Source organism: Hymenobacter convexus, from assembly GCF_030580955.1.
GTDB lineage: Bacteria > Bacteroidota > Bacteroidia > Cytophagales > Hymenobacteraceae > Hymenobacter.
The window spans coordinates 70,695-84,073 of record NZ_JAUQON010000016.1 but is presented as its reverse complement, the minus strand read 5'-3'; the positions used below and the strand labels follow the sequence as shown (position 1 = coordinate 84,073).

The 13,379-nt window shown below is 62.2% G+C and carries 10 protein-coding genes; 9 read left to right on the top strand and 1 reads right to left on the bottom strand.

What is annotated here, in order from left to right; all coding sequences use genetic code 11:
• Positions 1-6: 6 nt before the first annotated feature.
• The 9 genes from Q4S41_RS23515 (at position 7) to Q4S41_RS23475 (ending at position 12,947) form a co-directional block, all read left to right on the top strand.
• A complete protein-coding gene (locus tag Q4S41_RS23515; protein ID WP_305033575.1) occupies positions 7-4,455 on the top strand; it encodes a CusA/CzcA family heavy metal efflux RND transporter in 4,449 nt (1,482 codons plus the stop codon).
• A gap of 48 nt (positions 4,456-4,503) precedes the next feature.
• A complete protein-coding gene (locus tag Q4S41_RS23510) occupies positions 4,504-5,682 on the top strand; it encodes an efflux RND transporter periplasmic adaptor subunit (protein ID WP_305033574.1) in 1,179 nt (392 codons plus the stop codon).
• Between the two features lie 21 nt (positions 5,683-5,703).
• Positions 5,704-6,036 carry a YnfA family protein gene (locus Q4S41_RS23505; protein WP_198070578.1) on the top strand — a complete coding sequence of 111 codons (333 nt, stop codon included), beginning with the start codon at positions 5,704-5,706 and terminating at the stop codon, positions 6,034-6,036.
• 37 nt (positions 6,037-6,073) lie between these two features.
• On the top strand, positions 6,074-8,188 hold the full coding sequence (locus tag Q4S41_RS23500) for a heavy metal translocating P-type ATPase (protein ID WP_305033573.1): 2,115 nt from the start codon (positions 6,074-6,076) through the stop codon (positions 8,186-8,188).
• Complete coding sequence (locus tag Q4S41_RS23495) at positions 8,185-10,356, top strand: CHAT domain-containing protein (protein WP_305033572.1); 2,172 nt, start codon at positions 8,185-8,187, stop codon at positions 10,354-10,356. Before Q4S41_RS23500 ends, Q4S41_RS23495 begins: the two co-directional genes overlap by 4 nt.
• An 81-nt stretch (positions 10,357-10,437) precedes the next feature.
• The gene (locus Q4S41_RS23490; RefSeq protein WP_305033571.1) at positions 10,438-11,085 is read left to right on the top strand and encodes a DUF305 domain-containing protein; all 648 of its coding nucleotides are present in this window, start codon (positions 10,438-10,440) and stop codon (positions 11,083-11,085) included.
• Between the two features lie 20 nt (positions 11,086-11,105).
• Positions 11,106-11,909 (top strand): ZIP family metal transporter, encoded by an 804-nt coding sequence (locus tag Q4S41_RS23485; protein WP_305033570.1) that lies wholly within the window; start codon positions 11,106-11,108, stop codon positions 11,907-11,909.
• A gap of 25 nt (positions 11,910-11,934) precedes the next feature.
• Complete coding sequence (locus tag Q4S41_RS23480) at positions 11,935-12,201, top strand: hypothetical protein (protein WP_305033569.1); 267 nt, start codon at positions 11,935-11,937, stop codon at positions 12,199-12,201.
• A gap of 164 nt (positions 12,202-12,365) precedes the next feature.
• Positions 12,366-12,947: a DUF305 domain-containing protein gene (locus Q4S41_RS23475; protein WP_305033568.1), complete on the top strand. Its 582-nt coding sequence runs from the start codon at positions 12,366-12,368 to the stop codon at positions 12,945-12,947.
• 61 nt (positions 12,948-13,008) lie between these two features.
• Here the strand turns inward: Q4S41_RS23475 and Q4S41_RS23470 are convergent, their stop codons facing one another.
• Positions 13,009-13,179: a hypothetical protein gene (locus tag Q4S41_RS23470; RefSeq protein ID WP_198070568.1), complete on the bottom strand. Its 171-nt coding sequence runs from the start codon at positions 13,177-13,179 to the stop codon at positions 13,009-13,011.
• Positions 13,180-13,379 lie beyond the last annotated feature (200 nt).

The window sequence follows — 13,379 nt, the reverse complement described above, 5'->3', positions numbered from 1 at the left end:
CAGCGGATGTTCGACCGGCTGATTCATTTTTCCATTCACAACAAGCTCATCATCGGGCTGCTGACCCTGGCCCTGGTGGCCTGGGGCAGCTACTCGCTCAGTCGGCTGCCGATTGACGCGCTGCCCGATATTACCAGCAACCAGGTCGTGGTCTACACGGTGGCCCCCTCCCTGGCCGCCCAGGAGATTGAGCGGCTGGTGTCCTTTCCGGTGGAGCAGGCCATGGCCACCATTCCCGGGCAGGTCGAGGTGCGTTCCTTCTCGCGGTTTGGCCTCTCGGTGGTCACGGTCGTATTCGAGGACCAGACCGACATTTACTGGGCCCGCACGCAAGTCTCGCAGCGGCTGCAGGAGGCCGAAAGCCAGATTCCGGCCGGCACGGGCCGTCCCGAGCTGGCCCCGCTCAGCACCGGCCTGGGCGAGGTGTACCAGTACCTGGTGCGCGCCAAGCCCGGCTACGAAAAGAAGTACAACGCCACCGAGCTGCGCACCATTCAGGACTGGATAGTGCGTCGGCAGCTGCTGGGTACGCCCGGTGTGGCCGACGTTTCATCCTTCGGCGGGCTGCTCAAGCAGTACGAAGTGGCCCTGGACCCCGAGCGGCTGCGCTCGCTGGGTGTGACCGTCAACGAAGTGTACCACGCCGTAGCCAGCAACAACCAGAACGCGGGTGGGGCTTACCTCGACCAGAACCCCACGGCCGCCTTTATCCGCACCGAGGGCCTGGCCACCTCGCCCGCCGACATCGGCAACATCGTCGTCCGCAGCACCAGCACCGGCCTGCCCGTGCTCGTGCGCGACGTGGCCGAGGTGCGCTACGGCGCGGCCGTGCGCTACGGGGCCATGACCCTCAACGACCAGGGCGAAGTCACCGGCGGGCTGGTGCTCATGCTCAAGGGAGCCAACGCGGCCGAAGTCATTAAGGACGTGCAGAAACGCATGGCCACTATCCGCAAAACCCTGCCCGAGGGCGTGAGCGTGGAGCCCTTCCTCGACCGCTCCAATCTGGTGGACCGCGCCATTCATACGGTGAGCAAAAACCTGCTGGAAGGGGCGCTGATTGTGGTTTTCGTGCTGGTGCTGTTTCTGGGCAACTGGAGGGCCGGGCTGGTCGTGGCCTCGGTTATTCCGCTGGCCATGCTCTTTGCCGTGAGCATGATGCGCCTGTTCGGCGTGTCGGGCAACCTGATGAGCCTCGGGGCCATCGACTTCGGGTTGATTGTCGACGGGGCCGTCATCATCGTCGAGGCCATCATTCACCGCCTGCACGGCGGGCAGCTGCAGGTGCCGGGCAACCGCCTCAGCAGTGAGCAGATGAACGAGGAAACCTACCACGCGGCCAGCAAAATCCGCTCCTCGGCCGCCTTCGGGGAAATCATCATTCTCATCGTGTACCTGCCGCTGCTGGCCCTGGCCGGCATCGAGGGCAAGATGTTCCGGCCCATGGCCGAAACCGTGGCCTTCGCCATTCTCGGGGCTTTTATCCTGTCTCTGACTTACGTGCCGATGATGTCGGCGCTGGCTCTGAGCCGGTCGACGGAAAACAACAAGACCTTTTCCGACCGGATGATGGCCTTCTACACCCGCCTCTATCACCCGCTGCTCAAGGGGGCGCTGCGCCACCAGGCGGCGGTGCTGCTCACGGCGGCGGGCCTGCTGGTGGGCGGCTTTTTCCTGTTTCGCACCCTGGGCGGCGAGTTCATCCCGACCCTGACCGAAGGGGACTTTGCGGTGGAGATGCGGGTGCTCACCGGTTCCTCGCTGAGCTACACCATCGAGCAGGCCCAAAAGGCCGGCGGCATTCTAAAAAAGCAGTTTCCCGAGGTCAAGGAAGTAGTCGCCAAAATAGGGGCCGGCGAGATTCCCACCGACCCCATGCCGGTGGAAGCGGCCGATGTGATGGTCATTCTCAAGGACCAGAAGGAATGGACTTCCGCCCCTAACCGCGAGGAGCTGGCCGATAAGATGGCGAAGGCGTTGAGCGTGATGCCGGGCGTCACGTTCGGCTTCCAGCAGCCCATTCAAATGCGCTTTAACGAGTTGATTTCGGGGGCCAAGCAGGACGTGGTGCTCAAGATTTATGGCGAGGACCTCCAGCAGCTGGCCGACTACGCCCAGCAGGCCGGGCGGCTCGTGCGCCAGGTGAAGGGGGCCGAAGATGTCTACGTGGAGCAGGTAACGGGCCTGCCCCAGATTGTGGTGGCGCTCGACCGCAACCGCCTCGCCCAGTTCGGGCTGAACGTCTCGGACGTGAACCGCACCGTGCAAACGGCCTTCGCCGGCGAAACCGCCGGGCAGGTCTTCGAGCAGGAGCGCCGCTTCGATTTGGTCCTGCGCCTGCGCCAGGATTTGCGCAAGGACATCAACAGCGTGCGCCGCCTGTTCATCGCCGCCCCCAACGGCCGGCAGGTGCCCCTGGAGCAGGTGGCCACTGTCGAGCTGCGCGAAGGCCCCAACCAGATTCAGCGCGACGACGCCAAGCGCCGCATCAGCGTGGCCTTCAACGTGCGGGGCCGCGACGTGGAAACCGTCGTCAAGGAACTACAGGGGAAAATTGACCGCCAGCTCAAGTTCGCCCCCGGCTATTACACCACCTACGGCGGCCAGTTTGAGAACCTGCGCCAGGCCACTGACCGCCTGAGCGTGGCCGTGCCGGTGGCGCTGGTGCTCATCTTCGTGCTGCTGTTTTTCACCTTCCGCTCCTTCAAGCAGTCGGTGATGATATTCACGGCCATTCCCCTCTCGGCCATCGGTGGCATCGCGGCCCTGTGGCTGCGGGGCATGCCGTTCAGCATCTCGGCGGGCGTGGGCTTCATTGCCCTGTTCGGGGTGGCCGTGCTCAACGGTATCGTGCTCATCGGCTATTTCAACCAGCTCAAGGCCGAAGGGGTAAACGACCTAATGGAGCGCATTCTGCGCGGCACCGAAGTGCGCCTGCGCCCGGTGCTGATGACCGCCACCGTGGCCTCGCTCGGCTTCCTGCCCATGGCCCTCGCCACCTCGGCCGGAGCCGAAGTGCAGCGCCCGCTGGCCACCGTGGTCATTGGCGGGCTGGTGTCGGCCACGCTGCTCACGCTGCTGGTGCTGCCGGTGCTCTACGCCCTGTCCGAGCGCGTGAAAGCCGGCGCCCCCCCTGAGGAACCGCAGCCCACCGCTACCCAGTCGCCCCCCGCGCAAAGCCTGTCCGTGGCCCCGGCACTGCTTCTGTTGCTGCTCGGCCTGCCCCTGCCGGGCCGGGCGCAGGGTCCGCTCACCGCCGCGCAGGCCGTAAGCCAGGCCCTGCAAACCAACGGCACCGTGCTGGCCGGCCAGCGCGCCCTCGAAGCCCAGCAGGCCATTCGCCGCACGGCCTACGACTTCGGCCGCACCACGCTCACCGGCAGCTACGGGCAGTACAACTCCCTGAACCGCGACAACCAGTTCACCCTCACGCAGTCGCTGGCCCTACCCGGCGTGTACCGCAGCGCCGCCGGCTTGGCCGATGCCCGCATTGCCGGTCAGCAGGCGCAATTGGCGCAGGTGCAGGCCGAGCTGCGCCGGCAGGTGCGCCGGAGCTACGAGCAGGCCGTGCACGCCCGCCACCGCCTGCGGGTGCTGCGGGGCCAGGACAGCCTCTACTCGGAATTTCTGCGCTCGGCCAACCTGCGCTTCAAGACCGGCGAGGCGGCCCGGCTCGAACCCGCCACGGCCCTGGTGCAGCAGGGCGAAGTCCGCACCCAGCTGCGGGCGGCCCGCATCGACTTCCGGGTGGCCCAGCGCCAACTGCAGGCGCTGCTGCAAGTGCCGGCCGCCGTCGCCCTGGCCGACAGCGTGCTCCGGCCGCTCGCGCTGCTGGGGGCCGCCCAGCTGGCCGACACCATGGCCCCGGCGCTGGCCGATACGCTGCTGAAGCGCACCAACCCGCAGGCGCGGGTGCTGGCCCAGCAGGTAGCCGAGCGCCGCGCCGAAACCCGGGTGGCGCAGGCGGCCGGGCTGCCCGAGTTCACCGTGGGCTACTTCAACCAGAGCATCATCGGCTACCAGCGCCTCGACGCGGCCGGCACCGAACGCTACTTCGGCGGGGGCTCCCGCTTTCAGGGCGTGCAGGCCGGGGTGGCCGTGCCGCTGTGGCGGCGGCCCCAGAAAGCGCGGGTGCAGGCCGCCCGCCTGCAGGAGCAGGTGGCCCAGGCCGGCTACGAGCGCTACCGGGCTGAGCTGGCTGGCCAGCTTGATGAGCTGCTGCTGCGGCGTAGCGAGCAGCAGCAGCGCCTGGACTACTTCGAAAGCACCGCTCTGCCGCAGGCCACGGTTATCACCCGCCTTTCCACCATCGCCTACAAGGCCGGCGAAACCGGCTACTCCGAATACCTGCTCAACCTGGAGCGCGCCCGCCGCCTGCGCCTCGACTACCTCGACGCGCTGCTGCAACACAACCAGACCGTTATCGAGCTGGAATACCTCCTGGGCAGCCAGTAGCCCGGACCCCGCCGCGCTACTCCTTCTCCCTTCAACTTCAGAATCATCATGCGCTATATCCCCCTCTCCCTGGTGCTGCTCGGCCTGCTAAGCGGCTGCGGCTCCCAGGAAGCCCCCACGGACAAAGAAGAAACGGCCGCCGCCCCCAGCGGGGAAGCAGCCGAAAAAGGTCCCGCCGACCGCGTCACGCTCACCGCTGCTGAGCAGCAGGTGGGCGGCGTGCGCCTGGGCACTTTCACCCAGCGCCCCATGAGCGGGGGGCTGAAAGTGAACGGCGTGCTTGACGTGCCGCCCGAAAACCTGGTATCGGTCAGCGCCCCGCTCGGTGGCTTCGTGGACCGGACCGACCTGCTGCAGGGCTCGCGGGTGCGCGCCGGCCAGGTGCTGGCCGTCATTCGCAACCCCGATTTCGTGCAGCTCCAGCAGGACTACCTCGAAACCCGCAGCCAGCTCAAGCTGGCCCGCGCCGAGTACGAGCGGCAGGGCGAGCTGTACCGGCAGGAGGTCGCGCCCCAGAAGAACTTCCAGCGCGCCCAGGCCGAATACGAGGCCCTGCAAGTGAAAACCAACGCCCAGGCCGCCCGCCTGCGCCTGGCCGGCCTGCCCATCGGCGGGGCCATCGTGAGCACGGCCACGCTGCGCGCGCCCAAAGGCGGCTTCGTGAAGGCCGTGAACGTGAGCATCGGCCAGAGCGTGACCCCTACCGACGTGCTGTTTGAAATTGTGAATCCCGAGCACCTGCATGTCGAGTTGACGGTGTTTGAAAAGGACATCCCGCAGGTGAAGGAAAACCAGCTGGTGCGCTTTTCGCTGGGCAACGACTCGCTTAGCCGGGAGCGCACGGCCCACGTGTACCTCATCAGCAAAACCATCAGCGACGAGCGAACCGTGCGCGTGCACGCCCACCTGGACCGCGAGGATGAGCAGCTATTGCCGGGCACCTTCGTGCGGGCCGTCATCGAAACCAACCGCGTGACCGTGCCCACGCTGCCCGAAAAAGCGGTGGTGCAGTACGGGGCCCAATCCTACGTGTTCGTGGCCGCCGATTCGGCCGCCGCGGCCGGCCGGGCCACCTACCGCCTCGTGCCCGTGACGCGGGGCGTGAGCGAAGACGGCTACACCGAATTCCACCTGCCGGCCACCGAACAGGGCAAACCGCTGCGCTTTGTCGTAGAGGGGGCTTACGCCCTGCTCGGCAAGCTCAAAAACGCCGAGGAGGAAGAATAAGCTGCTTTTGCCCAAACGCCCATGCTCCACCTGCTCAAACCGCTGCTGATTTTCTTCCTCGCCGGCCTCTGCGAAATCGGGGGCGGCTACCTCATGTGGCAGTGGTTGAAGGCCGACCGCCCCGGCTGGATGGGGGTCGTGGGGGCAGTATTGCTCATGCTCTACGGCTGGATAGCGACCTGGCAGCTCACCTCGTTTGGCAAAACCTACGCCGTGTACGGCGGCATTTTCATTGTCATGTCCATCGCGTGGGCTTGGTACTTCGACGGCTTCCGGCCCGACCGATTCGATGTCATCGGCGGGGTTGTCTGCTTCGTGGGCATTGGCATCATCCTGTTCTGGCCCCGTGCCTGAACCGGTATTTTTCTTATTAACATTCTGACCGACTTTCATGCTTGAACCATCATCCGACCAACTCAGCGAGGAGCTGAACACCGCCAAGCAGGTGCACCCCGAGAACGTGGGCGCACTCAGCCGCGACCAGCTCACGCCCGAAGCCGCCGCCGCGCCCCAGGGCCACGACGTGCCGGGCCACGACCACGCCGACAACGAGGACCACGCCGGCCATGACCACGACCCCGGTGAACTGGACCTCGACAACGACGGGCACGACCACGGCCCGGCGGAACAAAATCCCTACCTGGTGCCGGGCATCAGCTTTGCGCTGCTGCTGGCCGGAATCGCGCTGGACTATTATAAAGTCGGCTTTTTCAGCGGCTACGTGCGCCTGGCCTGGTACGGGCTAGCCTTCGTGCTGGTGGGCTGGAAGGTCGTCAAAGCCGCCGTGCTCAGCATTCCCAGCGGCAACATCTTCAACGAGTTTCTGCTGATGAGCATCGCCACCATCGGGGCCTTTGCCATTGGTGAGTACCCGGAGGGCGTGGCCGTGATGCTGTTTTACACCGTGGGCGAGCTGTTTCAGGACGCGGCCGTAAACCGCGCCAAGCGCAGCATCAAGGCCCTGCTCGAAATTCAGGCCACCGAAGTGACGGTGGTGCGCAACGGGCAAAGCATGGTGCTCGACCCCAAAGCGGTGCAGGTGGGCGACGTAATGGAAGTAAAGCCCGGCGAGAAAGTAGCCCTCGACGGCACGCTGAACACCACGGCGGCCAACTTCAACACGGCCGCGCTCACCGGCGAGTCGGCCCCGCAAACCAAGCAGCCGGGCGAGGCCGTGCTGGCCGGCATGATTAACCTGGAGTCCCTGATTCAGGTGACCGTGACGGCGGCATTTAAGGATACCAAGCTCTCGAAAATCCTGGCCATGGTGCAGGACGCCGTGGGCCGCAAGGCCAAGACCCAGCAGTTCATCACCAAGTTTGCCAAAATCTACACCCCCATCGTGGTGGGGCTGGCCGTGCTGCTCATCGTGGTGCCCTACTTCGTGGTGAGCGACTACGTGTTCCGCGACTGGCTGTACCGGGCGCTGGTGTTTCTGGTCATTTCCTGCCCCTGCGCGCTGGTTATCAGCATTCCGCTGGGCTACTTCGGCGGCATCGGTGCAGCCTCGAAAGCGGGCATCCTGTTCAAGGGCTCCAACTTCCTGGACGTGCTGCGCGAAATTGACACCGTGGTGATGGACAAAACCGGCACGCTCACCCAGGGCGTATTTGCCGTGCAGCAGGTGCAGCCGGCGGCCGGCACCACCCCCGAGCAGCTGCTGCGCCTGGTGGGAGCGCTGGAAACCAAATCGACGCACCCCATCGCCAAGGCGGTGGTGGCCCACGTCGGGGCGGCGGCGGCGGGCGTTTCCGTCGATAACGTGGAAGAAATCGCCGGCCACGGCCTGCGCGGCAAGGTGGACGGCCGCGACGTGCTGGCGGGCAACACCAAGCTGCTGGTCAAGTTCAGCGTGGCCTACCCGCCCGAAGTCGACCAGGTGGTGGACAGCATCGTGGTGGCGGCCGTGGACGGTCAATACGCCGGCTACCTCACCGTGGCCGACGCCCCGAAAGAGGACGCGGCCCGCGCCGTGCAGGAGCTGAAAGCCGATGGCATCAGCAAGGTGGTTATGCTCTCCGGCGACAAGGACAGCATCGTGCAGCGGGTGGCCAAAGAGCTGGGCATCACCGAAGCCCACGGCGGGCTGCTGCCCGAAGACAAAGCCAGGTACGTGCAGCAATACCTCACCGAGGGCCGTAAGCTGGCCTTCGTGGGCGACGGGGTGAACGATGCTCCGGTGGTGGCGCTGGCCGATGTGGGCATTGCCATGGGTGGGCTGGGCTCGGACGCCACCATTGAAACCGCCGACGTGGTCATTCAGACCGACCACCCCAGCAAGATTGCTACCGCCCGGCGCATTGCCCGTGCCACCCACAACGTGGTGTGGCAGAACATCTGGCTGGCCTTTATAGTGAAGGGCATCGTGCTGGCGCTGGGGGCCGGCGGCGTGGCCACCATGTGGGAAGCCGTTTTTGCCGATGTGGGCGTGGCGCTATTAGCCATCCTCAACGCCGTGCGGATTCAGCGCATGGACTTCACCCGCAAAGCAGATTATCAACAATGAAGATAAGAGACGTTTTCCCAGCGGTATATGCTGGTCGTTATAGCCAAGAAGTTGAAACGTTTTGGGAACAGGACTACCATCCTGCTGACCAACATCTGGTTTTTGTGCTTGAAGACATATTTACTGTAGAGTGTGCTCTTGTTCATGAGTTAACACTAGACGAATTCAGAAAACACATCAACCTCATTTTTGATGATATAATCATCGCGAAGAAGCACTCGGCGATGGTGCTTCCGTTCGCTGGACTTGATTTGCTTCTATTGATTCACGGGGCGAAAGCAGCCGGCACTTATAACCAGCGGGGCGCCATGCTCGATGTGTTCGACTGTTTAACAAAGTCGTTGTATGGCAGAACCATGAAAAATGGGGAGCAATATGAGTCGCAACCGGAGCGGCTCTGGCGATTTGCAAATCCACAATCATGGCAGTTTGCGCTTGGCGTTGACGTTTTGCAAATCATCACGCTGTGGCTGGGCCAGCTCTTTTACTATTCACGTTCCTTTAGCGGGTTATCCCAATTGTGCCAGGATTTTCTTGAACTGTCCATTAAGTGGGCAGCTGAAGTCATACGCGCAACTACGATGGATGGAGCCTTTCTGCTCACACAGCTATACGCGTGGACAACTGAATACCAACAGCCTGACAAAGCCAAAGACATATTGGATATTATCAGCACTGTATACAGCGAGCTTAGCTGGGGGCCGCTTAGCGCGGAGAAACAGCATTTAGGTGTCCATTTGGTGCTAACAAGCAAACAGCCTGCTCAACGCGAGTCTATCTACGCAGAGTTAAAAGCTCAGGGCACACTTTCCGCCCAAGATAAGATGCAGATTGCCTGCGAGATGGACAACAGCATTTATGCTATCAAAACGAATTTCGACGCCATTCTTTCAGCAGTCAGAGAATTTAGCCATGAAGTAGAAGCCAGAGCTAAGACCTTGATTGACATTACGTACGAGAAGTCACGTTTCTTCAAAGTATTAAACAACGTCATTCTAACCCTATGCCAGCAAGCCGCCACTACGGAACTGGCGACTTTGCTGACAGCCTACTACCATCCAGATGCTGATTGGGCACCACAGGATTCCATCCTTTTCATCTTACCGAATGCTAAGGACGGAGTACTATACTGTGCGAAGGGAGGGTTGGCGGTTCATGAACAGGATAATGTCGTTGCCGTGCCCGTTTTGGTGGATATTGCTAACCAGGCATTGAGTCAGTTGCATATACTCAGGGGAACGCCGGGCCAGATTACGCCAGTGCCAGAAAGAACAATAGGCTTTCCGGTACTGCCACTCGGCCGCGAGTTTGAACGAATAGTTTCTAGCTTCTACAATCTTAGGAAGCTCGGGCAACTAGATATATCTGGGGTAACTGCTTTGTGTCCCTTTAATTTTAATCAACTGCCATTGCAGGCGTTGATGTTAAAGGAGTTGCGGGCCACATTCCCCATTTATACAAGCCTGCAAATTAAGGGGACCTACCCAGGCACTCGTAACGTACTATTCTGGCAAGGCAGCAGTGTCACCTCGGAAATGGAAGGTAACGCGCTCGCCTACATTTTTGAAAAAGCCGGAGTGAAACTGACTGTATTGGTAGAGGGCACTGCGACAAAGCAGGACTTTATGGATGCCTACCGTAGCCCCGATTACGATATCATCTGGGTTTCTTCACATGGGGAAAGGGGTTACTACGAGCCCGATAATTCCAGCTTTGCCCTGTCTCATACCGAAGCGGTGAGTCTCACCGAACTCGCGGCCATTACGGTTCAGCACCCGCACGTTCGGCTGTTGTTCCTAAATGTGTGTGAGGGCGGAGCCAACACGCAGATTGGTGAGTTCCTAAATGTGGGGTTTGGTCATGTTGTAACCAGCGATAATCAAGACGTTCTCTCGCACTTATGGATGGCTGACTCGCTAGTAGCTATGCTGCTTGGTGCTTTGGTGGCTGAGGGATTATGCCAGTCAGGGGCGAACTATTTCAGTGCCTATCAATCAGCACTGCTCACCTTGATTGCTGGAGAAGCGGGCATAATCGACAAGCTCACTTCCATCGAGCCGGAAACACAGCATCCAGCAATTACCGCCTTGATTGATAGGCTACAGTACAGCTCTAATGCTGACTTGTCCAATATTTTGAAATGGGGCAGCGCCGTGTATTTCTCCTAAATGTTTGAGGGTTTTTCTAATTAGCTTATGCTGCACTGCTTATCACATACCTCCCTCCGTGCTATTAGCCCGTGGCTCGTAATGCTTATTCCCAGCATAATTATCAGTTGCAGTTCCCGGCACGACACCGACGAGCACGAGCAGGAAGTGCACGCCGGAACTAAGCCGAAGCCGGCTCCCGTGGCCACGCCCCCGGCCCTGGGCGACACCTTGCGGCTACTCGCGCAGCAGCTCGATACGGTGCGCCGCCTCGGGTGCTGGGATGAAGACTTTGTCCGCCTGATGAGCGTGCACCACGGCGGGGCCCAGCGACTGGCGGCGGTGGAAGTGGCCCAAGGCCAGGACTCTACCCTGCGCGCCCTAGCCCAGCACGTGCTCAAGGGACATAAGCGCGACAACCATGTGCTGACGCTGGCCCTTACCCGGCAGCCGCCGGCGGGCCAGGAGTACCGACCGGATAACGACAGGGACCCGTTTGTGCGCCGCATCACGGCCGCACTGGCTCCCCTGCGCCAGCCGCCGTCCCTGCCCGGTACCCTTGATGCCGATTTTGCCACGCTCATGCAGGTGCACCACCAAACCGGGGTGGCCCTGGCCCAAACCGAGCTGGCCTTTGGCAAAGATGCGGAAGTAAGAAACGCCGCCCGCCAGGTTGTGCGCGACGAGCAGGCCGAAATCAAGCAGTACCAGAGCTGGCTCAAGACCCACGCGGTAACCTCCTCCCACTAACATTTTAACCTGCTGCTTCTATGCTGCTTACTATTCCCACCGCCGTCACGCCGCCCTGGTCCACCATGCTGGGCTTCTCGCTGCTGCCGGCCGTGGTCATGATTGCCGGCGCGGCCCTGGCCGTGTGGCGAGCCCCTGGCCCGAAGCTGCGCAGCGCCATTCTGCATTTCGCGGCGGGCGTCATCTTCTCGGTCGTGGCCGTCGAGCTGTTGCCCGACATTGTGCAGCACCATGCGCCCTACGAAGTGGCCCTGGGCTTCGGGCTGGGCGTGGCTACCATGCTGGGTTTGCGCTACTTCACCCAGCGCCTCGAAAAGAAAGAGGAGCTTGGAGATGCCGGCAATGAGCCAGCGGCTGGCACTCGTGCTACGGCGCTACCCGGCGCGGCCTCCCTACCCTGGGGCCTGCTGGTGGCCATCGGCATTGATATCCTCATCGACGGACTGCTGCTGGGCATCGGCTTTGCGGCGGGCGCGAAGGAAGGCACCCTGCTGGCCATTGCCCTCACCATCGAGCTGCTGTCGCTGGGCCTGGCCACGGCCATTGAGTTGCGGCAGGACGGCCACGGCAAGGGCCGGGCCGTCGCTATTGTGGCCGGCACTTCGCTCATGCTGCTGGTCGGGGCGGGCATCGGCACCACGGTGCTGGGCGGGGCCACCGGCAATATGCTGGAAATCGTGCTTTCCTTTGGCTTGGCCGCGCTGCTGTTTCTGGTCACCGAGGAGCTCCTGACCGAAGCGCACGAGGAAACCGAAACGCCGCTGCTCACGCTGGCCTTTTTCGTGGGCTTTCTCCTGTTTCTGATTCTGGGCATGGTCGCCTAACCCACCCTTTTCGAATACGCTACGCATGCACACCGCCAAAATTGACCTGACCCTGGAGCCTACCGGCCGCCACCTGGCTTTCTCGAAGGAGCTACTGGAAGTCGCCCACGTCTTTCGCCGCGTCGGGGGCGAGGCCTCCACCTGGCAGCGGGTGGCCGTCAACGCCCGCTCGCCTTTCCTTGATGCCGACGCTTTTGCCCCAGGAACCCTACTGGAATACTATGTGCAGCACGAAACCCAGCAGGGCGAGCCCGAGGCCCGTAGTCACATCGTCAGCACGACTACGGTATGAGCGGTCCATCCATGGGCCACCGGTTATCCCTGACAGTCCGCGCATTCGCGCGCGCGCTACCGGCCCTTGCCCTGCTGACAAGCAGTTGCCACGGGTCGGCTGACGAAACCAACGGGACCGGAATAAGTGAGCTGCCGCCGACTATGATGGCTGCCCTGCATACCATGGTGCAACGCTCCCGGGCCTTGCCGCTGACCGACAATCTCGACCTGTACTTTGCCTTGCTGCTGCGGGAAAACCACCGGGCCGCGGTGGCCATGTCGGCCCTGGAGCTGAACAAAGGGCAGGACCCGGCCTTGCGTGCTGAGGCAGAGAACCTCAACCACGACCACCAGCAACTTATCCTCCGCTTAGACTCAGCCATCATGAGCCTGCGGGCGCTGCCGCCCTCTTTTCCGGAGCATACCATGCAAAGCGAACGGTTTAGCCGCTTGCTGGACGCAGCCACGAGCGGCTTGCACCCCGCCGCCCACCGCTTCATTGCCCGACTGAAGTCCGGCTCAGACTCCCTCCACGCGCGTAGCAGCCCAAAGCAGGAATATGCCGGCACGGGCAGCATCGACCGCGACTTTGCCGCGCTGCTTATTACGCATCACCAAAACTCTATTACACTAGCCCGTGCTGAACTGGAGCTGGGCCGGGATGAGCACCTCCAGCAAATAGCCTACCTCGTACTGCAGGACCAGCAGCGGGAAATCGACCAGGTCCAGGCCTGGCTGAATCAGCACCCCGAAAAAGTTAAATAAACTCGCCTTAACGCGTGGCTCTCGGGTCCTCGTAGGCACCTAGCTACCAAGCCCGCAGCACTCAGGGCTTCTTGCTCGCCCACAACGAGCTCAACTGCTGCTCGGCCTTCTCGTACTGCCGTTGCAGCAGCTTGTGCTTGCGCTGCAGGGCCAGGTAGCGCCGTTGAGCCGCAAGGGCCAGAGCGCACGCCGCCAGCAACAAGACGCTGAGAAGTTCTTCAATCGCGGTCATGGCAATTAACTGAATGGCAGTGCCCCAAAATAGACGAAGGAGAACCGTCCGAGTGGCCGGTTCTCCTTCTACTGCACCCGGTAGGTATCCCACCGCTTAACAGGTAAACAAAGGTAGCGGGAATGCCCAGAAACACAACCCGCCCCGGCTTACCGGGAGGAAGCTGAACGGGTGGCAACTTTTTCTGTAGCAGCGGGGTA

What these genes read in the sequence shown, in the direction of transcription:
- Q4S41_RS23515 (WP_305033575.1), top strand. Translation starts at nt 7, where the DNA reads ATGTTCGACCGGCTGATTCATTTTTCCATTCACAACAAGCTCATCATC.
- Q4S41_RS23510 (WP_305033574.1), top strand. Translation starts at nt 4,504, where the DNA reads ATGCGCTATATCCCCCTCTCCCTGGTGCTGCTCGGCCTGCTAAGCGGC.
- Q4S41_RS23505 (WP_198070578.1), top strand. Translation starts at nt 5,704, where the DNA reads ATGCTCCACCTGCTCAAACCGCTGCTGATTTTCTTCCTCGCCGGCCTC.
- Q4S41_RS23500 (WP_305033573.1), top strand. Translation starts at nt 6,074, where the DNA reads ATGCTTGAACCATCATCCGACCAACTCAGCGAGGAGCTGAACACCGCC.
- Q4S41_RS23495 (WP_305033572.1), top strand. Translation starts at nt 8,185, where the DNA reads ATGAAGATAAGAGACGTTTTCCCAGCGGTATATGCTGGTCGTTATAGC.
- Q4S41_RS23490 (WP_305033571.1), top strand. Translation starts at nt 10,438, where the DNA reads ATGCTTATTCCCAGCATAATTATCAGTTGCAGTTCCCGGCACGACACC.
- Q4S41_RS23485 (WP_305033570.1), top strand. Translation starts at nt 11,106, where the DNA reads ATGCTGCTTACTATTCCCACCGCCGTCACGCCGCCCTGGTCCACCATG.
- Q4S41_RS23480 (WP_305033569.1), top strand. Translation starts at nt 11,935, where the DNA reads ATGCACACCGCCAAAATTGACCTGACCCTGGAGCCTACCGGCCGCCAC.
- Q4S41_RS23475 (WP_305033568.1), top strand. Translation starts at nt 12,366, where the DNA reads ATGGTGCAACGCTCCCGGGCCTTGCCGCTGACCGACAATCTCGACCTG.
- Q4S41_RS23470 (WP_198070568.1), bottom strand. Translation starts at nt 13,179, where the DNA reads ATGACCGCGATTGAAGAACTTCTCAGCGTCTTGTTGCTGGCGGCGTGC.